Source organism: Mycoplasma zalophi (genome assembly GCF_018914005.1).
In the GTDB taxonomy this organism is placed as follows: Bacteria; Bacillota_I; Bacilli_A; order Mycoplasmatales; family Metamycoplasmataceae; genus Metamycoplasma; species Metamycoplasma zalophi_A.
The window spans coordinates 77,882-101,286 of record NZ_JAHMHI010000002.1; the positions used below are offsets into that span (position 1 = coordinate 77,882).

Genomic DNA, 23,405 nt, shown 5'->3' on the forward strand with positions numbered 1-23,405 from the left:
AAATTTAGCAACCCCCGCAGCTGTTGCTAACTATTATTCATTGAAGTAAGGAATGTTCCTCGGTTAGACATTTACAATAAATCCAATCACTGTGTGATCGAATCAGAATTATTATATCATAAAAAATGAAAAGTTTTATTTTTTTATTTTTACGCAAGGAATAAAAAAATTTAAAAAAATAAATTAAAAAATAAGATTTTTTTACAAAGTGATATAATTATATCGATAGTTATGGAAATAAATACATTATTTAATGGAAAAAATATGAATAATTCTGACACAAATAATGGGTCATTTTTTAACTATTCAAATTTTAAAGCTATGAACATCATTAGTATGTATATTATTAAGTGACTTAATATAAAAAAATGAATAGCTTTCAAATTTGATTGCAAAATTTCTTAAAAAAATATAACTGTAATGATAACAGAATAAAAGTATATTTAAGCTAGCAATTAAACTTGAAAAAAGTTTATTTTGTTAGCTTTTTTAATAAATTTTGTAAATAAATTACAAAAACAATTAAATTTCTACTTCAAAGAAAAAATTATAAAAAGGAGAGATATGAAAAATTTAAAAAAATTTAAATTTCTTGTTTCGGGAATAGTATTAAGTGCTGCTGTGACCGTTTTAAGTGCCTCGGTTGCTGCCGCTTGTGCTAAACAAGAAACTGTTTCAACAGCTCAGGAGAAACAGGTTCCAGACGAAGCAAAAAATAATTATGTAAAAAGTTTAGGATTTTACAAACAAGAACTACAATCACTTTCATCAGAAACTGATAAACTAGTAAAACAATACAATGATAAAGGTAAAACTGGTGAAGAAAATTTAGCTTCAAGATTAAAAACCACCCTTGAAAAAGAATTAACCTCAGTAAATAGTGCATTAACAACATATGGAACAAAAAATAATTTAACTGTTTCTGAATATAATGAAGCGTTAACAAAATATAAAGAATTATCAAGAAAAGATGATAAAACAGAACGAGAAACAGTTGAATTTAAAGATTTAGAAAATAAATTTACTCCATTAACAGAACAAGAAACTCAAAAATTATCAACATTAAAAGCTAAAGCAGATAAAAGTTCTGAAGAACAAAAAGAAATGGAAATTTTAGAATCAAAAGTTTTATATGAAGATGCCAAAAAATTACAAGAAGTTTTGGATAATGCATCAAGTAATTACAAAAAACATGTTTTAACTTTCAATACATTAGTGAGGGATATTAACACAACTTCAACTGGTGGTATTGTAACTGCTGCCCAACGTAAAACATATTCATATGAATACAATACTTCAAACTCATTAAGTGGATTTGATTACGATGGTTCATCAGCATATGGATCAGAAATTCAAACTTCTAAATTTTTACAAGTATCATTAAAACTTTTAAGAACAACACCTTTAAATGAACCAGAACTTTCAAAAACTTCAGATGATAACTTTAAAGTTGTCACAAAAATTAATAAACCATCATTCTGAAAATATACATTTGAAGGAGCTAAGGCTGTTGTAGTTACATTAGCAGATGGTACTGTTAAAGTTTATGATAATGATAAAATTGATGATTTAAATTCACAAACTGATTCACAAAATTCTGATGGAACATATTCATCACTATACGTTCAAGCATTTTCAAACGATTCACGTTCAATTAACTCAAAAGAATTTCTAAATAGCCTAAACAGCATTAAAAAGTTACAAGTGGTTGTAAGAGAAACTCCGTGAGTAACATCAAATGGTGAAAAAACAAAATACACCACAAAGGCAGATGACTACTACTACTCATGAATGAGAACAGTTTTACACTCACAAAAAACACGTTTAGCAAATGGCTCAACTCAAGAATTAGAACAAGAAATGAATAGTTTATTACCTGCTGGTTCAACAACATTTACTAAATCTGATACATATCCAAATGAATATGTTTATGAACTTTACAATGTTAAATCATCAGATTTCTACGATAGATCTAAATTTATAACAAATGTTGAAGGGGAAAATGAATACAAAGGACAAGAAGCTCTAACATTTACACCATTAGATGACACAGCAAATATTCTAGGAACAGAATTATTTACATCATTTAGTGATTCAAATGACTTTATAGCAGCACCTAGTGATTACATTAAAGAAAAAACAGCTGATAAAACAATGGAAATTGTTTCATACAATGAAACCAGTGCTAATAGTTTATTACAAAAAATTAAACAAGATACTTTCTTAAGTACTAAAGTTGGTCAATTTGGAATATTCTGATACGGAATGAATCCTGCAGAAAATACACTATATGCAGGACCATATTATGCAGAAGGATTTAGATCACTAAAAGAAACATATAAACAAAACCCACACTTCTTCAATCAAGAATGAGTAAATTCAACTGAAAGTATTAAAGTTATTGAGAGTATCTATCAACAAGCACCAGTAGATGCAGGAATATTTGATCAAAGACAATGAGCAAAATACCGTGAAGGAACAACAACAAGAATTCCTTATTCATCATTAAATCAACAAGCTAAAAACACAATTAATGAAAACCCAGTAGAATACGGATTACGTTCATTACAATCTTTAAACAGAACTAATTTTATTTCAAGATTATTATTACAACCAGTACCTGCCTCATTTGAACAATTAGAAGTTCCAACAACAACAAATCCAGCTCAATATTACTCATTTAATGATGTTTATGCAAAATTAATGTGAGGAAGTTCATTGCGTGAAATAGCAGATGGACAAGTTAAGAGTTTAGATACTTTCATAGCAGGAACAGGATTACAATTTAGAACATTAATTTCAGCAGCAATAAACTGATCAAAATATATCGATGCACTAACTTCACAAGTTGGTAAACCATACTTAGCTCACCTTGCACCAGATGCAAGTATAGCTGGAAAAGATCAAACTAGTGCTAAATTAAAAACAGTTCGTGAAGCTTATGAAAAAGTTAACTCATTATTTGCTTTAAATTCTGACTTAGCAAAAATTGATTTTGGTACAAATGTAGGAAATGAAATTACTCCAGCTAATAACTATGATACCTTCAAAGGAACATCAGAAGAATTAGCTCAATATAAATCAGCTGGTTTTGAACAAATAAAAGCTCAAATGAAAAAATTATTAGATGAATTATATAAACAAAACCCAGATTTTGGAGATCAAAAAGTTAAATTCACTTACTTCTATCCATATTTAAACCCTTCAAATGCTTACTTACAATCAACAAGAAATGCAATTGAAGTTGTTAAAGCTTTAGATTCTCGTATTGATACTGAATTACAAACACCAACAAATGCTCAAGAATTCTATAGATTAATGTGAGGGTCAGGAACTGATTTCAATGGATGAGGATACGACCTTAACACAATAGGTTCAGGATTTGATGGATTTTCATGACAAGGTAATTTAATTCCACAATTATTTGCAATTGGTCAATCAGAGGATTTACAAACTAAATTACAAACTTCATTCCCACAAATGGTAGATGCGGCTAAAGCATTAGTAACATACGCAAACGAAAGATTAGCTCAAAAGAAAATATCATTTGGAAAAGTAGATATAACTAAATTACCTGAATTATTATTAAAATACCAAATACAAACATCAACAGTAATTGATTCTGAAGGAGCTCAAACTTCATCAGGAACATTCTCAGGACAGTTTTGAACAAACTACATATTAAATAAAACAAATGAAGATTTAATTGAACTTGCTGTAGAATTATCAAACTATTTATCACCAGCACAATTTGATTCAAATCAATCAATATCATCTGAAGATTTTGCACCTTTCTTATTACAAAAAGGTTATGAATCTCCATTACAACAAAGTGGTATAGAACATTACGCAGATTGAAAAATAAAACTTTAATAGATAGGTATTAACCATGTCAAAATATATTTTACAGAGGATAGCTTTTGCTATCCTTACATTATTTATAATATCTCTATTTTCATATGTGCTAATTGCAACTTTTAGTACAACAAACCCATTTAGGGAACTTGCAATTAACAATAAAGTTCCAAATATAGAACAATTTGTTAAAGATCAAGAAATAAAATACGGATGAGATAAAAATGTTTTAACACAATATTTTACATATATTGGTAAATTTTTAAGTGGTGATTTTGGTTTTGTTTTCAATGGACAAAATAACCCATTTGGAGCAGAAATAACCACAATGCCGCAACTATTTTTCAAACCACTAAAATATTCAATTATGATATCATTACCAGCTTTTATAGTTAGTGCAATAACAGGAATAATTTTAGGTACTTTTGCAGGATATAAAAGAGGGACATTATTAGATAGTGGAATTAATATTTTTGTATTAATTTTCATTGCATTACCTTCATTTATCATTGCTCCTATCGCAATAAACATTGCAATTAATTCTGGACTTCCTTCAACGGTATTTAAACCAGGCGATGGACAACCTATGAGTGTTGTTATTAAGTCATATTTAACACCTATTTTTGTTGTTACATTAGGATCATTAGCTGGCTATACTTCTTATACACGTAACCAAGTTATAACAGTCTTAACAAGTAATTATGTTCTAATTGCAAAAACAAAAGGATTAAGTAATTTAGAAATTTTTAGAAAATATGTTTTTAGAAATATTTCTATTCCTATTTTTAGTATCGTTTTCCCTTCTTATGTTGTTTTATTAACGGGATCTATTATCGTTGAAGTATACTGAAATGTTCCAGGAACTTCACAAATAATAGCAAAAGCCTTCCCATCAGGTGAAAGAAATGTTGTTATGTTTAGTACCTTATTCTTTACATTTTTATCACTTATAACAGAAATAATTACTGACGTAAGTTATGCAATATTAGATCCACGTATTAAATATTCATCATCAAGTGGAAAAAACAGATTAGCATATCTACAAGCATACATTGAAAGAAAAAAAATAGAAAAATCATTTTTACAAGAAAATTTATTAAATAAAGGAGAAGCAGATGCAAGCTAATGAATTTAATAATCGCTATAATCTGGGAACAAATTTACAAGAAAAAATTAAATACGTAAGCAATCCAGATTCATTACATTCTTCAAACATTGCTGGTAAACCTAAAAAAATGCTTGTAGAAATTGTAAAAAGATTTTTCAAAAACCCTTATGTTACCTTAGCATTTATTACATTTATAGTTTTACTTTTATGTTCAATTATTATTCCTTTAACAACACAATATACACCAAATAAACCTATAAATAAAGTAGATAAAGAGTTTATTACTTTATTACCTCCACAATATTTACAAACAAAATCAGTATTATTAAAACCAAATAACCGTATCTTTCAAACATTTTTAGATATTAGAAATTTAGTAAAAGACCATGCAGATCTTCAACCTTATTTTCAACCTCTATTAGATAGTTTTAAAGTTGGACAATTACAAGCAGCATCAGAAAGTTATCCAGTAACTTACAATGCATTTATAATGTTTGATGCTTATTTATTAAAAATTGAAGTTTCAAATATATTATTAGCTGATCCTTCACATGTTTTCACTGCTACAGAAATTTCTCAAATACGCTCAACATTTCCAGTAGTTAATACACTTTTAGGTACAGATGTTAATGGTTATGACATTTGAACAAATAGTTGAGCAGCTACTGCTGAAAGTATTAAAATAGCATTAATAGTAGCAACTTTACAAACACTTATCGGAGTAGCAATTGGAGCTTATTTAGGATTTCATGTTGGTAAATGAATTGATACAATCTTCATGAGAGTTATTGAAATATTTTTAGCTCCTCCATCATTAATATGATTACTATTATTTGTTTCAATTATGGGAGTTTCAAATACAGCATTAATAACAGCTTTAGTTATAACTGGTTGAGCATGACCTGTTTCAGGAACTCGTATGTTTATAATTACAGTTAAAGATGAAGAATATATAACCGCTGCAAAAAGTATCGGTTCTTCAACATCAAGACAAGTATTTGCGCATGCATTACCTGCAATAATAGGTAAAATAGCAACTAGTTTCGTACAAAGAATTCCAGGAATTATTCTTTCAATTGCATCATTGGCGTTTTTAGGATTTTATAAAAATGCAGAAACTGCAAACTTAGGACAATTACTACTTGATGCAACACCTCAAGCACCTGATAATTTTTGAATCTTATTATTACCTTCATTAATACTACTAACATTATCATTATCACTACAATTTATTGCTTTAGGTGTTCATGATGCTCTAGATCCTAAAGTTATTAAAACATCTAAAAAATAGGAGAAAATCATGAAAAATAAACAAGAATATGATTTAAATATTTATACAGAAAAAATTGAAACTGAAGACACAAAAGACACTGTTTTAGATGTTGAAGATTTACATGTTAGTTTTAAATTAGGTAAAAAACAATTACTACACATAATAAGAGGTATTGATCTTAAAATTAAAAAAGGTCAAATAGTAGGTATAGTAGGTGAATCAGGTTCTGGAAAGTCTGTTACTTCAAAAGCTTTAATTAATGTTAATGAAAGAACTTTAACAACTTCTAAGACAATGTCTATTGATGATATTGATTTATCTAAATTTAAAAAAGAAAAAGAATGAACAAAAATAAGAGGATCAAAAATTGGATATATTCCTCAAGATCCTTTAACATCATTAAATCCAACAAGAAAAATAGGAAAACAATTATTAGATGCACTTAATAATAACCCAGAGTGAAAAAAACGTTCTTTAAAAGACAAAAAAGAATATTTAATTGGTCTTTTAAAACAATTCGGGTTACGTAATGCAGAAGAAATTTTTTACATGTACCCTCACACATTAAGTGGTGGGATGAAACAAAGAGTTGTTATTACCATGGTAGTTGCTCTTAAACCATTAGTCATTATTGCTGATGAACCAACAACAGCATTAGATCCAACAGTTCAAGCATCTGTTTTAGCATTATTTGAAAACATTAGAAACACAATGGGAATTTCAATAATTTTAATTAGTCATAATATTTCTGTTGTTGCTAAATTCTGTGATTACATTTATGTTATGTATGCAGGAAGAATTGTTGAAAGAGGAACTAAAGAAGAAATTTTTACCGTTCCAGCTCACCCTTATACCTGAGCTTTAATAAGTGCAGTTCCAGAAGATAGAGAAGCTAGATTATTTTCAATTAAGGGAACACCACCAGATATGGCTAATTTAGGTTTAGGAGATCCTTTTGCACCTAGAAATGAATACGCAATGGAAATTGATTTTATTAAAGAACCCCCATTGATACCAATTTCAAAAACCCATTCAGCTGCAACATGATTATTACATCCTGATGCTCCAAAAGTCCATTTAAGAGAAGATTTAGTTAAACGTTTAGAATCATTTAGAAAGGTATTTTACAAAGATGAACAATAATAATAAAAAAGTTATTTTAGAAATAGATAATTTAAAGAAATACTTTATAAATAATGGACATATTAATAAAGCAGTAAACGGTGTTAGTTTCAATGTTCACGAAGGTGAAGTTGTTGGATTAATCGGTGAATCAGGTTCAGGAAAAACAACAATTGGTAGATCATTACTTAGACTTTATGATAACTATAATGGTTTTGTTCGTCTAGACGGAAGAATCATAAGTGGTAAGAAAATTTCTAAACGTCGTAATAAATTCCTAAGAAGAAACATGCAAATGATTTTCCAAGATCCACATGCTTCTTTAAATGGTCAAAAAACTATTTATTCAACACTAAAAGAACCTTTAGTAGTAAATGGAATAATGAAAGAAAAATTACATGACATTTTTAGTGATTGAAATAAAGTAACAAAAATGTTTAAATATACATTTTCTAAAAAAACAAAAACCCTAGAATTAGAAAATTTAAATGAATTTAATAAAATTGCAACAAAATTTGTTGAACATTGAGAAAAAGAATTAAATAATGTTAATTTCGATAATAATCTTAATTTAGAAGATAATTTCAACACATATTTTGCTTATTTAGAAGAAAAACAAAATATGGAAAGTGAAGTTATTAATGCGATGTATTCAAATACAACTAAATTAATTGAATACTACTACCAAAAACAAAAAGAATTTCGTGATAATACTTTAGAATATGATGAAATTGAAGTTAATAATCAAACTAAATTATTAAATGAAGGACTTTTAAAAGTTAAATATTCTCAACAACAATTAGATGCATATTATGAAGTAGAAAAAATAAAAGCACAAGAATCAAAATTTACAAAAGATATAAAAGATTACAAAACAATTAATCAAAACACTTTTAAAAACTTTTATCAAGAATTTAAAAACGAAAAAGATTTGATTAAAAATTCACGTCTTTTAGCAACTGATTTAGATTATTACGCTTATAACCTAAAAAGAGAACTTTTAAACAAAAAAGCACTGAAGTTATTGCAAAAAACCAGAATTCAACTAAGATATTTAGGATTTAGTGAAGTAAAAAGATTTGTAAATGACTTAAAACAATATATTTTAGCTTTTTATAATGAAGAATTGCAATTTCCTTACCAAAAACAATTAGCAAAAAAAATAAATCACACAATTGAAAAATCATTTAATTTTAATTATGATGATTACATTGAACAAAATAAAGCTAATATTCAGGAAATAAAAGATGAATTTGTAAAATTCGACAAAAAAATAAATGAATTAAATTTAATTTTAAAAGAAAAACACCACCCTTTAATTACTAATGAAGAGTTAGAAACAATTAAACAAAATCTACAAAAAGCAAAAGATATTCAAACTCAAGAAGTTAAAAAATATGTTGAAAAAAATAAAACTGTAATTGATGAATTAGATGTGCAAATTAAAGATGTTAATACTACTTATTATGGTTTAAGAGATAAAATTACTAATTTATCTGCAAAATTCAAAGAAGTACATAAAGAATTTTTAAATTACATTCAAAAAGCTCCAATAAGTAGTTTTTACACTGAAGAATCAATTGAACAATTAACTGAAAAAGAAGAAAAAAACAAACGTAAATTCGCTATTTTAAACTATAGTACAATAGTTACAAATAAACTAGAAACTCAAAAAACTTTTGATATTGAATATAAATATTTACTAAGAGATATTGCAGATATTGATTTACTTTTAGGAATTAATGAAACTTTTGTAAGTAAAATTCTTAAAAATAAAGCACCTTGACTTTTAAATGCATATGAATTTTTATATACAAATGTATTTATTCGTTATCGTGTTAAAAATTTATTATATAAAACTATAATTTATAAAAATTTAGAACAAGTAGGACTTTTAAAACAATTCGCATATCGTTACCCACATGAATTTTCAGGTGGACAAAGACAAAGAATTGTTATTGCAAGAGCTTTAATTACTGAACCTAAAATTATTGTAGCTGATGAACCAATTGCTAGCTTAGATATTTCAATTCAAGCACAAGTTGTTAACTTATTAAAAGATTTATGTAAATCAAAAAACATTGGTTTAATTTTCATCGCTCATGATTTAAGTATGATTGAATATGTTGCAGATCGTGTGCAAATTATGCACCTTGGAAAAATAGTAGAAAGCGGAAAAACAGAAGCAATTTATGACACCCCTGTTCACCCTTATACTAAAAACTTGTTCAAAGCTATTCCAAAAATTTCAAATGCTGATGAAAAATTCCAAAACGTTAGCTTTGAATTAGACTACCTTGAACAACAAAAATTCCCAAATATTCCAAAAACATATCAAGTTGAAGATGAACATTATGTATACGGAACTAATGAACAAGTACATGATTGAACAAAGGTTTTAAAAGAAATAAAAACTTTAAAAATTGAAACAAAAGATGCATTAAGTTTTGAAGATTTAGAAAAAGCTAGAAAAACAAGAAACACTAAATTAAATAACAAAAAAAATAATGAAGAAAAACCATTTTAAAAATTTTTATAATAAATTAAAAACTTGAATAATAAAGGGATTTAATTTATATACTATTTCTTTTTTAGTGATAAATATTTTAATTTACATATTTGTATTTTTAACTCTTGCTTACTGACTAAAAGACTCAATTTTAATTGATGAAAACAATGTAAGACATACATTTAAAAATACAAAATCTATTTCTAATTCATTGACTGTTGCTAATGTTATGATTTTTAGCATCAATGCACTTAGTTTAATGATTAGAAAAGGTTTTGGGTCAGGTTTAAAAAAAATTTTACAAAATGTTTTTGATACTTTTAATTTTAAAAAACAAAACGAGATGTTAAAAAAACGTAATATGTCACAACATGAATTAAAAAAATTAGAAAATCAAAAACCTAAAAAAGAATCAAAAATCCATGGAAAACCAGAATATAAATCATCAAGTTTTATTTTCTGGACACTTATTTTCATAACAATATTTATTCAAATATTATTAATACCTTATATGATATAACCCAAAAATACTCGCATTTTTTGTGAGTATTTTATTTTTAATTTATAATTAAATTAAAATTTAATAAAAAAGGATAAAAAATGGATAAATATTATTTAATTGGTAACCACAAAATGAATTTAACATTTTCTGAAGAACAAAAATTTGTTAAAAATTTCAATGAATTAAGTAAGGAAAATATAAATTCAAATATATATGTTGGTATTTCAGTAAGTCCAAGCAATTTAGCTTTAAAAAATGTAATGGATTTAAATGAATTAAAGTTAGGATCACAAAATATTTCAATTTATGAAAAAGGAGCATATACTGGCGAAGTATCTGCAACTCAAGTAAAAGATTTATCGGTAGATTTTACAATATTAGGTCACTCAGAACGTAGAATACATTTTCAAGATAACCCATCTTTAATTAACACAAGAATTAAAAATGCACTTAAAAATGATTTAAATGTTATCTTATGTATTGGTGAAACAAAAGAAGAATATCAAGAAAATAAAACAATTGAATCATTAACTTATCAAATAGAAGAAGCATTAAAAGATATTCAAAATCCAGAAAAAATCATAATTAGTTATGAACCAATTTGATCAATTGGAACTGGATTGGTGTCTTCAAATGAACATTTAAAAGAAATATATGATTTTTTAGAAAAAAAATTACCTCATACAACTTTTATGTATGGAGGTTCTGCTAAACCTTCAAATATTTTACATTTGCTTGAAATCAAACAAATTAAAGGATTCTTAGTTGGTAATGCATCTTTAGATCCAACAAGTTTTTTTGAAATGTATAAAATTTTATCAAATTTAGGAAAATAATGGAATCAGAATACGAATTACAAAATAGAATTGTTGAACTTTTAAAAATACATTATAGAGATAATAAAGAATCACAAAATAATAATGCGATACCAAAGGTTATAAAAAACGCATATAATGAAGATTTAAAGCGAAATTGATGTGACATACTGAATATTATTAACAAAGATATTTTAAAAGATAAAAGATTAAATATAAGTCATATCGAGATTATTTTAGGTCAATTAGCAAAACAAACAGTTACTGAAATTCACGATCTTTTACAAATCGGTACTTTACCGGCTTATGATTATTTTCAAAATAAAAAGCCTATTTACTTAAAATTATTTAAAGGTAAAGAATTTGAAGCTCATTTTGATAATCCTGATGCAATTTATCAAATAGCAACTGAAACAACATTCCAAACAGATAATAAATTAAAAAGCGAATTAAGAACTGATATTTTACTCCTAATTAATGGTTTACCAATTTATAACATTGAATTAAAAAAAGAAAGATCTAATATTCAAAAAGCTGTAAATCAATTAAAAAATTACAGTGAAGAATTATTTAAAAGAAAAATTTATGATGATGCTAAGCATCAAGTAATGTATAAATTTGTACAAATTTTAGTTGCAATGTCTGAAAATGAAATGATTTACACACCAAATCAAACAGATCCACAAAATATAAGTTCAAAACCAAGCGAATGATTTAATTGAACAAATAAAGATAATTCAAAAATCCATGGCTATGAACAAGTAGTGAAAACATTTTTTCAAATTCCTCTTACTCATCATTTAATTGCAAGATACACAGCAGCAAACATAAATAATGACCAATTAATGGTTTTAAGAAGTTATCAAGTTCACGCTATTGAAGCAGCATTAAAAAACGTTGAAGAAGTAATTGAAAGCCAAAAAGAACACCAATTAAATAAAATTGGTTATGTTTGACATACAACAGGTTCAGGGAAAACCTTTACTAGTTTTAAACTTGCTCAATTATTAAAAAGAAAATACCCAGATCGTAGAGTAGTTCATGTAGTTGACAGAAGATCACTAAATCAACAAACAAAATTTCAATTTCAAAAATATGCAAATGATGATAGTTCAGAAGATAAATATATAATAAAAATTTCACAACCTGATAATTCAAAATTATTAAAAAGAAAATTAGAATCAAAACCAGATGCTGAAATAATAATAACTTCAATTCAATTGATTCATGAAATAAAAACTATCCAAGCTGAAACTGAAAAATTTATATTTGTATTTGATGAAGCACACCGCTCAACAGATGGAGAATGATTTATCCAATTCAAACAAAATTTCAAAAATGCCATGGTTATTGGTTTTACAGGTACACCAATTTTATATGAAGAAGATGAAGAATCACAAAAAACTTTAACTCAACAAATTTTTGGTGAAGAAATTCATAAATATACAATGCAAGAAGGAATTCGTGACAAAAAAGTTTTACCTTTTACTATTAAATTAGATTATCGAAAAGAATTATTAGAATTTTATGGAGTTTTAGACTCAATGAAATCAAAAGCACTGGAACATCAAGATAATATTGAAAAATTTCAGTGTTTTTTAAGAGATAAAACACAATTTTATAAAACATATGTTCAAGCTTCTTGAAATAGTATTTTTTCAAGAAATGATTTTGATAATGCAAGACAAACATTTTTAAGTTTATTAGAAGAAAATGAACAAAATAATGATTTAAAACAAAAATTAGAAAACAAATTAGAGTCACTTGGTTATTTCGAAAGTGATAATTATAAAAAATGAATAGTAGAAGAAATAATTGCTGATAGACAAGATAATAAAACCAGAATATGAAGTGGTATTTTTGCAACATCAAGCATCGAAGAAGCTATTTGATACTACAAACAGTTTCAACAAGATCTTGCAAAATCAAAAAGTGAAAATAAAATAAAAGTATCAGTTTTATTTGATTTTTCACTTTCTTCTGATTCTGCTAATTTTGAAGAACGCACGCGATTTTTAAATGAACTTTTAGATAAATATAATAAAGATTTCAACACCGCTTATAATGCTCGCGATCATTTAAGAGATGGTACATTTAAAACAGATATTGAAAAAAGACTAGCACAAGATATAAAAGAAGAAAATATCACCAAAACAATAAAAGATAAAGGAAATTCAGAACAAAAATTAGATTTATTAATTGTTGTTGATCAATTATTAACAGGATACGATTCTAAATTTGTAAACACCATTTATTTTGATAAAGAAATAAGTCAAAAATACTCAATAATTCAAGCTATTTCAAGAACAAATAGAATTTATCCAAATAAAAATTATGGAAAAGTTCATTTCTTTAAAAAACCAATTCAAATGAAAAATAACTTAGAAATGGCTTTAAGAATGTATGCAAATGTTACACCAGATCAATTTAATGGTTTTATTGAAGAATACAAACCTAAAAAACTTTTTGCTAAAATTTTACAAGAATATAATAACCTTGAAAATATTCGTCAAAAACTGAATATTCCTGAAGATTATGGCAAAATTCCAACTAATACTATGGAAACAGAATATCAAAATTTAGATCAAAAAACAAAAGATAATATTACAAAATTTTTAGAGTCATTTAATAATCTTTTTAACTATAGAAAAAAATGATATTATTTAGATCAAATTGAAAGAGAAAATTTCCATCAATGCCCTGTAATTTCTGAAAAAATCGAAAAGACTACATGGTTTGATATTTTAAAGAAAAGATATCGAGATTTAGTTAATTTAATAAAACAAACTTCAGATCCTAACAAAATAGATGAAAGAAGTATAATAAATTTTGAAATTTTTGAAAATAATTCAAACAATATTGATTCAAACTTTAATATGAAAGTGGATGAAAACTTTTTGGAAAATTTAAAAAAACCTTTGACAAAAGATAAAATAATTGATATTTTAGAAAAAAACCAAAAATGATATGAATATAATGACCAGATGATTATAAAAGAGTTAATAAAAGAAATTAATGATAATATTTATGTAATTGAGAATTACAATATATTTTTTAGTAATATTTTTGAAGAAATTTCTATATATATTGATAAATATAAAAATAAAAAACGCGAAAATGATATAAATTATTTTTTAGAATTAACAGGAATTAGTGCAGAGGATTTTCAAGACTATAAAGATATGGATTTAAGTCAAAAACAGATTTTAAAATATAAATACATTTTTCGATTAATTAAAGATAAAGAACATATTGATAATTTAGTGAAATTCTGTAAAGTTGAATTCCCTGATATAAAAGATATAGAAAAATCTAACTCAGCAAAAATAAAATGTATAAGATACTTTTTTGAAAAAAAGATAAATAATAAACAACAATAATTGTTGTTTTGTGGGTTATGTAATATTAAAATAAATTGGATATAGATCTCATTACAAGATCTATATCTTTATTTTCAAGCTCATTTATAATGTGAAGATAAATTTTTTCAGTTGTATTCATACTTGCATGTCCTAAACGTTTTGCAACTGATGCAATAGATACCCCAGCATATAACAAAATAGATGCATGTGTATGACGTAAACCGTGAATAGAAATTATTGGAATATTTGCTTTTTTACAACAACGTTCTAATCTATCATTAATAGTTGAATTAAAAATACGTTCTTTAAAAACAAAAATTGGTTTATCTACTTCAAGATCTTTAATTAAAAATGCAAATTTTGAACTAGTTAATCAATCTAATTGTATTTTTCTATTTGAAGTTTTGTTTTTAGTTAGTGCAAATCCGGTATTTTCTTTGTAATCTCAGGTTTTATTTACACTTAAAGTTTGTCTTGTAAAATCAAAATCTTTTGGAGTAATTCCTAATGCTTCTGAAAAACGCATTCCGGTTTTTGCAACTAAAAAAATTAATCAATCAAAGTTTAATTTATCTTCTAATTTTAATTCTTTTAAAAGTAATTGTAATTCAAATTGACTTAAAAATTTTGTTTTTTTATCCCTAGGAAATTTTCCTTTAATGACTGCTTTTCTTGTGGGATTTACTAAAATTAATCCATCATCAAAAGCATCCAAAATACAACTTTTTAAATGGTGATGAAAATCCAAAGTCGTTTGCTTTTCATGATAAACTGCATAATCATTTAATATTTTTTGATAAGTAATTCTATCAATATCACACACTCGCAAATCTGGAACCAATTTAATAAGTCAATCTAGTGTTAATTTGTATTTTGAATACGTTATATTTCTAATCGATCCTTTTTTATATATTGATATTCAATTTTCAAAGTATTTATAAAATAAAATTTCGTTTTTTTTCATTATTTCCTTCCTAACCCACAGAAAAAAACAATGTATAATTACTATATAAAATTGTAATTATTAAAATAATTTTTTTTATTTTTTGTTGATTTTTTACTTATTATAAGTGGAGGACAAAATGGAAAAAACACAAATTGAATCTATTTTAAAAGAAATAGAAAAAAAATTCGGTAAAGAATCAATTATGTATTTAGGACAAAAACCTAATTTAAGTTGCAAAACATTTTCAACTGGTTCACTTACAATCAATAAAGCTTTAGGAATAAATGGATGACCTAAAGGTAGAATCATAGAAATATATGGACCAGAAAGTAGTGGAAAAACTACTTTAGCATTACATGCAATTGCAGAGGTTCAAAAAGAAGGTGGAATTGCTGCATTTATTGATGCAGAACATTCTATAGATCCAATTTATGCACGTAACTTGGGAGTAAAAATCGATGAATTAATTCTTTCACAGCCTGATAGTGGAGAACAAGCTCTTGAAATTGTTGACATTTTAGCAAAATCAGGAAATATTGACTTAATTGTTGTTGACTCTGTTGCTGCATTAGTAACTGAAGCAGAACTTTCTGGCGAAATGCGTGACCAAACTATTGGAGGTCAGGCAAGATTAATGTCAAAAGCATTAAGAAAAATTACAGCAAGTTTAGCAAAAAATGAAACTAGTGTAATTTTTATTAACCAAATAAGAGAAAAAGTGGGTGTTATTTTTGGGAATCCAGAAACAACACCAGGAGGAAAAGCTTTAAAATTCTACTCATCAATAAGAGCAGAAGTAAGAAAAGCAAGTAATATAACTGATAACAATGAAATAAGTGGAAATACTATTAAAATTAAAATAGTAAAAAATAAACTTTCAGCACCATTTAAGACTGCTAATGTGGAAATAATTTTTTCAAAAGGAATAGATAAAACCGGTGAAATTATTGATTTAGCAGAAAAATATCAAATCTTAGTTAAAAAAGGTTCTTGATATTCATATAATGAACAAAATATTGCACAAGGAAAATCTAATTTAAAAATTTATCTTGCACAAAATGAAGATATTTTAAAAGAAATTACTGAATTAGTGATTGAAAAAATATCAAGTGAATAAATAAAATATCTTATTATGAAATATTATTATAATTTTAAATTATAATCATATTATTATGTATGAAAAAAATAGTGATGAAGAAATTAATGTAGTATTTTTCGGAGATATTTTTGGAGATCCAGGTATCAATGTAGTCAAAAAATATATGGATGAAATAAAAGCGAAATATAATCCTGATTTTTTGATAGCACAAGCAGAAAATGTTTCTGGAAGAAAAGGTTTTAGACCTGAAGAATATCAAAAACTAAAAGACATTGGAATTAATGCATTTACTTTAGGGAATCACGTTTGAGCAGAAGAATCAATTAAATATATTATTGATAATGATGATATAATAAGACCCGCAAATATAAAAAATACATATCCAGGAAGCGGATATCGTGAATTTAAGGTAAAAAATTTTACTATAGGAATTGTATCTATTATGGGTATTCAATTTAATATTTTATTGAATCCTTGAAATGAAGAATCTGCAGATGATTTTTTTGCAAAAATAGATGAAATTTTAAATGATCATCACCCTGATTTTGTAATTATTGATTTTCATGGTGAAACAACAAGCGAAAAAAATGTTTTTTCTCTTTATTGTGATGGAAAAGTATCAGCTGTTTTAGGAACTCATACCCACGTTCAAACAAACGATGCAAGAATTTTACCTAATGGAACTTACTATTGTACTGATGTTGGAATGTGTGGACCTCATAATTCAGCAATTGGTGCAAATTACAAAGAGGTTTATGAAAAAATGCGTTATGGATCAAGAGCAAAATTCCAAATTTCTCCAAATTCATGTCACATTAATGCTATTTATTTTAAATTGACAAAAGATAAAAATAAACAAGAAATAAAATTAATAAATATTATAGAATAAGGACTTTATACTTTATGAACTCGATTAATAAAATTAAAAAAACCGTTAATTTTTCATATGATAGGATGCAAAAAAGAATGGAATATATAACAGTTTTATATCAATGTGAACTTTTTAAAATTGATATAAATACTGAAAAAATTTTTAATGATCTTACTATCAATGAAAATAAAGTAGAAACAATAGAAAAATTAAAAAATACTTTACCAAAAATTAAAAATTTATTGCAATTAGCCACAAATGATCGATTATGAGAACAAATTGAACCATTAGTAAGAGCAATTTTAATTTATGGAGTTTTTGAAATGAGTTTTAATGATCCTGCCTTGGTTATCAATGAAATGATAAACATTACAAAAATATATAGTCCAGGTAATACATATAAATTTGTTAATAGTATTTTAGATAAATTTAAAAAATAATATGACACAAGAAAACATTAAAAAAATTAACAATAACATCAGAAAACTTAAATTATTACTATATACAAATCCAAAGTCATTAAAATATATATCACGTTTTAAACATAAACAAATGCAATTTTTAGTTTCAAAAATATTTTTGCTTTTTGAAAGTTCAGTTTCTTTAAATGAATTAATAAAAATTGAATATGAATTGTTAGAAAAAAACTTTTTAAAAGATATGTATGTTGATATTTTTATGGACAACAAATCTACTTTTAATGAACAATTTATAAATTGCAAATGAGAAAGTTTTGCAAAATTCCTTTATTATATTTTTCAAACTTCAACTTACTTTTATGATAAAAAACATAAAGTTCCTAACATTTTTATTATTGGTGGTGAAACCACTATGAACGAAGAAAAACGTAGACTTTTTAACGAATTTTCTGAAAGTTTAGAAAAAGCAAGTAGTAACTTTAATTTTTATGTAAAGCAAATATTAAAATGAGTAAAATAGTCAAGAAAAGATTAGATATTATTGTAAGTGAAAAATTTGAATTTACAATTTTAGAAGCTGAAATGCAAATAAGAAGCGGAAATATTTTAGTAAATAGTGACAAAATATTTTTACCTTCCTTGAAATTTTCAGAAGATTCTAAAATTGAAATAATAAATCAAAAGGAATATGTATCAAGAGGATCTTATAAACTTTTAAAAGCAATTAAAGAATTTAAAATTAATCCAAAAGATTTTGTGTGTTTAGATATTGGTGCAAGTACTGGTGGATTTGTTGATGTTTTATTAAAACACAATGCAAAAAAAGTTTATGCAGTAGATGTAGGAAAAGCCCAATTACATAATTCACTAATTAATAATGAAAAAGTAGTAAATTATGAAAAGACTAATGTAAAAGATTTAAATCTTAGTTATTTTAATGAAGAATTAGATTTAATAACTTGTGATGTTAGTTTTATTAGTTTAAAATATGTTTTTAGTGTTGCAAAAAATTTATTAAATCCACAAAAGCAAATAGTAGTTTTAATCAAACCACAATTTGAAGCTTCTTCAAAATATGTTGAAGCAGGTGGATATGTTGATGAACAATATCATCCTTATTTAATTGAAAAAGTTAAAGGTTTTGCATTAGAAAACCAATTTCAATTTAACAATATAGAAAAAAGTCCAATTGCAGGAAATAAATCAAAAAATATTGAATATCTTGCACTATTTACAAAAATATAATGAAAGGTGAAAATATGAATTATAAGAATCGTTTTCCAATGTTAGTAAATAATCCAGATTTAGTTTACTTTGATAATGGTGCATTAGCATTAAAACCGGATTTAGTTTGTGAAGCGGGAAATGATTTTTATACCAAATATTCAATATCAACCAGAACAAAAGATTCTAAATTAGGATTAAAAACAAGCGCATTTATAACACAAACAAGACAAAAATTAGCTTCATTAGTTGATGCTGATGAAAAAAATGTTATTTTTACATCAGGTTCAACAGAGAGCTTAAATCAAATAGCTATGATGGTAGCTGATATAGTTGAAGATGGCGACGAAATATTATTTTCTTTATTTAACCACGCTTCTAATGTTCTCCCTTTCTTTTACTATTTACAAAATAAAAATGTTACTTACAAATATTTTTCAGATCAAATTGAATTATTAAATATGATTAATCCAAAAACAAAAATTATTTGTTTAAGTCAAATTACAAATAATTTTAATGTTAAGTATGATTTAGATGAAATTTATAAATTGTGTAAAGAAAATGAAGTGTTTTTAATAAATGATGCTGCTCAAGCAATTGCATATAAAAAAGTTACAATAAAAAATTGTGATGCAATAATTATGTCGGCTAATAAATTTTATGGTCCTACAGGATTGGGTTCTATGATTTTTTCAAAACGACTTTATAATAAATTAAGACCTAAAAAATTTGGTGGTGGAGCTTCAAAATATCTAAATTACACAGATGTATTATCACCACTTGCTTTTGAAGCAGGTACACAAAATTTTGCAGGAATATTTCAATTAAATTCAGCGCTTGATTTTGTAAATGAAATCGGACTTGATAATATAAATAAAAAAGTTACTGAAATTTCTTATTATTTACATAATAAATTAAAAGAACTTGAAAATATTGTTTTATATTCTAAACCAGGTGATGTAATTTGCTTGTTTAATGTAAAAAATGTAGCAAGTCAAGATGTTGCAAGTTATTTGGGTAATAATTCAATTTATGTAAGAAGTGGAACTTTTTGTGCATGATTTATGGAAAATATAAGCGAAGTAAAAGGCACTTATGTAAGAGTTTCATTAGGATTTTATAATGATGAATCAGATGTTAATAAATTAATTGATAAATTAAAAACAGGGGGTGATTTTCTTGACTACTTATAGTAATTTAGAAAAAAGAGAAATAATTTATTCACATTATGAAAAACCAAACAATTTTTCGGAATATAAAGATGCAAAAAGCATTTTAGATCATTCTAATACAGGGTGCGCTGATAATTTGGTTTTAAATGTAGAAGTTGAAAACAACATTTTAAAAAATGCAACTTTTAATGGTATCGGTTGTTCAATTTTTATGGCTGCAAGCGATATTATGATCGATATTTTAAAAAATAAAACTATCAATGAAATTAAATTAATAATTAATGAATATGAAAATATGATTTTCAATTCAAAAATTAATAATCCCGATATATTAGGAGATTTAATTATTTTTGAAAATGTAAGAGTTCATATGAATCGTGTTGAATGTGCAACTATTATTTCTAGATCATTTAAAAAAGCTCTAAATATTGAATAAGCAAATTATTTTTCATATCGACATGGATTCATTTTTTGTAAGTTGTGAAAGGATAGTAAAAGAAGAATTAAGAAATGCTCCTGTTGCCATAGCAAAAGATACAAAAAGATCAATTGCATCCGCTTTAAGTTATGAGGCAAAAAAATTAGGAGCAAAAGTTGGTATGCCTGTTTATCAATTAAAAACTTTGATACCTAATATTATTCTTGTAAAACCTAATTTACCATTTTATAACTTAATTAGTAATCGAATTTTTGATTATATATATAATAATGTAACAAAAGATTTAGAAATATATAGTATAGATGAATGCTATATCGATATGAGTTTAAAAGTTAAAAATTTTGAAGATGCTTATAACGAAGCTAAAAAAATTCAAGAACAAATTAAAAAAGTATTTAAAATACCGTGTTCAATTGGGATAAGTTACAATAAATTTCTTGCAAAAATGTCAACTAACTTAGCAAAACCTCATGGTATATTAATTACTAAAAAAGAAGATATAAAAAAACATTTTTACAAATTACCTATTAATGATTTTTTTGGAATTGGAAAACACAATACTCAAAAATTAATAAGTGAAGGTATTAATACTATTGAAGATTTTGTAAATTATGATAATTTTAATATTTTAAAAAAACATTTAGGAAATAATTTTTGATCTCTTAAACAGCAAATTTCAGGTAATGACGTAGTAAAAAAAGAAAAAATCATGACAACTGTTAAATCTATTGGCAATAGTTTAACCTTTGAAATGGATAATTTATTTATTGCAGAAGATATTTTAAGACAATTGCGTTATTTATCTTTTAAAGTTGCTGAGAGATTAAAATCAAATAATAATTTTGGTTCTATTGTAAAATTATCATTACGACAAATAGATGGAACATGAATTTCTTTTCAACAAAACATTCATGATAATATTTTTGATTTTGAAGATATTTATAAACAAATAAGTAGTTTGTTTTGGGAACATTGAAATGAAAATCCACTTCGGGGAGTTGGAGTAACTGTAGCACAATTAAAATCATATGGTGATATGAGTTTAGATCTTTTTCAAAAAAGAAAAGAGCAAACTCCTAAAGAAATAGTCAACAATATTAATTATATGTTTAATAAGAAAGTTCTGCAAATAGCAAAAGATTTACAAAATAAAGATAAATCTAAAATTAGTAATACAAAATTTGTAAATGAAACTTATAAAAATGTTGCAAAAAATAAAATAAAAATATAAGTGAGGAAATATGAAGATAGGTTTATATGGTGGAACTTTTGATCCAATAACAAAAGGACATATTAAAATTGCTAAACATGCAATTGAAAATTTAAGTCTAGATAAATTAATTTTTATTCCAGCTTATATTAATCCTTTTAAAACAAAACAAAAATCTGTTGATTGTAACCATAGATTTAACATGATAAATCTTATTTTAGAAGATAAGATGGAAGTTAGTGCGTTTGAAATCAACAAAAAAGGTCCTTCATATACAATCGAAACTTTAAAATACTTTAAAAATAAATTTCCTAATGATGAATTATTCTTTTTATTTGGCTCAGATAATTTAAATTCAATCAATAAATGAAAAAACATTGATGAATTTAAGAATTTTGCGCAATTAGTTTGTTATCGTCGTTCTAATAATATAAATAAAATAAATTTAAAAAAATATAATATAAAAATGATGAATAATACTTTATATAATTTTTCTTCTACTACATATAGGCAAGGTAATATATCTATGGTTACAAAAGAAGTTCAAAATTATATAGCAAACAATTATTTATATTTAGAAGATATTTTAAGAAATACATTATCAGTTAATAGATATAAACATTCAAAACAAGCAGCAGATTTTGCTTTAAAATTAGCAGATCATTTAAATTATTCTAAAAAAGTAGCATATTATGCAGGATTACTTCATGATATTACAAAAGAATGAACTATTGATCAACATCGTAATTTTCTAAAAAGATATAATATTGATGAAAAAAAAATAGAAGATCATCAACTTCATCAAAAAACAGGGTATTTATATTTAAAAAATGTTTTACTAATAAAAAATTCTCAAATATTAAAAGCAATTGAATATCACACTACATTAAATTACTCTATGCCTACATTATCTAAGATAGTTTATGTAGCTGACAAAATATGTGCCGGCAGAGCTTGAGAAGGTATACAAGAGTACCGTAAATTAGTATTTTTAAATTTTGATGAAGGTTATAAAAAGCTAGTTTTAAAAATCTGAAATCACTACAAAGAAAACAATTATTCTTTAACTGAAGAACAAAATAATATATATAAAAAAAATATATAAAAAAAGGCAAGTAATTTTACTTGCTTTTAATTTATTTATGATATGATTATAGGGCAAGTAAATTTCTATATATTACTTAAAAAATCCAAGACAACAATTTAAAAAAATTATTTTTTTTAAAAATTAAATATAAAATATGATATGATTAATTAGCAAGTAATTGATCCACAAATAATTTACAAAAAAATTATTTTTTTTAAAAAATTTTGAATTATTGTAGTATAATTTTATTTGCAAATTATGTAAAATAGTTCTTTGAAAACTGGATATAAATACCATAAATCGTCAATTCAATTTATTATTAAGAGTTTGATCCTGGCTCAGGATGAACGCTGGCTGTGTGCCTAATACATGCATGTCGAACGAGTAGCTTG

General features: G+C 25.1%; 18 protein-coding genes and 1 rRNA gene. 18 read left to right on the top strand and 1 reads right to left on the bottom strand.

Going from position 1 to position 23,405, the window contains the following annotated elements:
• Positions 1-564 precede the first annotated feature (564 nt).
• The 8 genes from KQ877_RS03175 (at position 565) to KQ877_RS04305 (ending at position 14,564) form a co-directional block, all read left to right on the top strand.
• Positions 565-3,873, top strand: coding sequence for an OppA family ABC transporter substrate-binding lipoprotein (locus KQ877_RS03175; RefSeq protein WP_216489132.1), 3,309 nt, complete (start codon positions 565-567; stop codon positions 3,871-3,873).
• A 16-nt stretch (positions 3,874-3,889) separates the two neighbouring features.
• Positions 3,890-4,981, top strand: coding sequence for an ABC transporter permease (locus tag KQ877_RS03180; RefSeq protein ID WP_216536026.1), 1,092 nt, complete (start codon positions 3,890-3,892; stop codon positions 4,979-4,981).
• On the top strand, positions 4,971-6,254 hold the full coding sequence (locus tag KQ877_RS04295) for an ABC transporter permease (protein WP_216536027.1): 1,284 nt from the start codon (positions 4,971-4,973) through the stop codon (positions 6,252-6,254). Before KQ877_RS03180 ends, KQ877_RS04295 begins: the two co-directional genes overlap by 11 nt.
• A gap of 9 nt (positions 6,255-6,263) precedes the next feature.
• A complete protein-coding gene (locus KQ877_RS03190) occupies positions 6,264-7,379 on the top strand; it encodes an ABC transporter ATP-binding protein (RefSeq protein ID WP_216489126.1) in 1,116 nt (371 codons plus the stop codon).
• Entirely contained in the window at positions 7,369-9,885 is a 2,517-nt protein-coding gene (locus tag KQ877_RS04300) for an ATP-binding cassette domain-containing protein (RefSeq protein WP_216536028.1), read from the top strand. The genes KQ877_RS03190 and KQ877_RS04300 overlap by 11 nt, the downstream gene beginning before the upstream one ends.
• A complete protein-coding gene (locus KQ877_RS03200; protein ID WP_216489121.1) occupies positions 9,866-10,387 on the top strand; it encodes a hypothetical protein in 522 nt (173 codons plus the stop codon). Before KQ877_RS04300 ends, KQ877_RS03200 begins: the two co-directional genes overlap by 20 nt.
• An 80-nt stretch (positions 10,388-10,467) precedes the next feature.
• Complete coding sequence (locus tag KQ877_RS03205) at positions 10,468-11,205, top strand: triose-phosphate isomerase (protein WP_216489119.1); 738 nt, start codon at positions 10,468-10,470, stop codon at positions 11,203-11,205.
• The gene (locus KQ877_RS04305; RefSeq protein ID WP_216536029.1) at positions 11,205-14,564 is read left to right on the top strand and encodes a type I restriction enzyme subunit R domain-containing protein; all 3,360 of its coding nucleotides are present in this window, start codon (positions 11,205-11,207) and stop codon (positions 14,562-14,564) included. Before KQ877_RS03205 ends, KQ877_RS04305 begins: the two co-directional genes overlap by 1 nt.
• 25 nt (positions 14,565-14,589) lie before the next feature.
• On the opposite strand, the gene KQ877_RS03215 is transcribed toward KQ877_RS04305, so the two are convergent.
• A complete protein-coding gene (locus tag KQ877_RS03215; RefSeq protein ID WP_216489115.1) occupies positions 14,590-15,510 on the bottom strand; it encodes a site-specific integrase in 921 nt (306 codons plus the stop codon).
• A gap of 118 nt (positions 15,511-15,628) precedes the next feature.
• On the opposite strand from KQ877_RS03215, the gene recA reads away from it, so the two are divergent.
• The 10 genes from recA to KQ877_RS03265 form a co-directional block, all read left to right on the top strand.
• Positions 15,629-16,609, top strand: a complete 981-nt coding sequence (gene recA, locus KQ877_RS03220) for a recombinase RecA (protein WP_216489113.1) — start codon at positions 15,629-15,631, stop codon at positions 16,607-16,609.
• A gap of 55 nt (positions 16,610-16,664) precedes the next feature.
• Positions 16,665-17,480: a TIGR00282 family metallophosphoesterase gene (locus tag KQ877_RS03225; protein ID WP_216536030.1), complete on the top strand. Its 816-nt coding sequence runs from the start codon at positions 16,665-16,667 to the stop codon at positions 17,478-17,480.
• Positions 17,481-17,494: 14 nt separating this feature from the next.
• Positions 17,495-17,902, top strand: coding sequence for a transcription antitermination factor NusB (locus tag KQ877_RS03230; RefSeq protein WP_216489109.1), 408 nt, complete (start codon positions 17,495-17,497; stop codon positions 17,900-17,902).
• Between the two features lies 1 nt (position 17,903).
• Positions 17,904-18,401, top strand: coding sequence for a hypothetical protein (locus KQ877_RS03235; protein ID WP_216489108.1), 498 nt, complete (start codon positions 17,904-17,906; stop codon positions 18,399-18,401).
• Entirely contained in the window at positions 18,389-19,126 is a 738-nt protein-coding gene (locus KQ877_RS03240; RefSeq protein WP_216489107.1) for a TlyA family RNA methyltransferase, read from the top strand. Before KQ877_RS03235 ends, KQ877_RS03240 begins: the two co-directional genes overlap by 13 nt.
• Before the next feature lie 14 nt (positions 19,127-19,140).
• Positions 19,141-20,298, top strand: coding sequence for an aminotransferase class V-fold PLP-dependent enzyme (locus KQ877_RS03245; protein WP_216489106.1), 1,158 nt, complete (start codon positions 19,141-19,143; stop codon positions 20,296-20,298).
• A complete protein-coding gene (sufU, locus tag KQ877_RS03250; RefSeq protein ID WP_216489105.1) occupies positions 20,285-20,713 on the top strand; it encodes a Fe-S cluster assembly sulfur transfer protein SufU in 429 nt (142 codons plus the stop codon). Before KQ877_RS03245 ends, sufU begins: the two co-directional genes overlap by 14 nt.
• A 22-nt stretch (positions 20,714-20,735) precedes the next feature.
• A complete protein-coding gene (locus tag KQ877_RS03255; protein WP_216489103.1) occupies positions 20,736-21,947 on the top strand; it encodes a Y-family DNA polymerase in 1,212 nt (403 codons plus the stop codon).
• Between the two features lie 10 nt (positions 21,948-21,957).
• Positions 21,958-23,031 (top strand): nicotinate-nucleotide adenylyltransferase, encoded by a 1,074-nt coding sequence (locus KQ877_RS03260; protein ID WP_216489101.1) that lies wholly within the window; start codon positions 21,958-21,960, stop codon positions 23,029-23,031.
• A 297-nt stretch (positions 23,032-23,328) separates the two neighbouring features.
• Positions 23,329-23,405 (top strand): 16S ribosomal RNA (locus tag KQ877_RS03265); the annotation flags it as partial.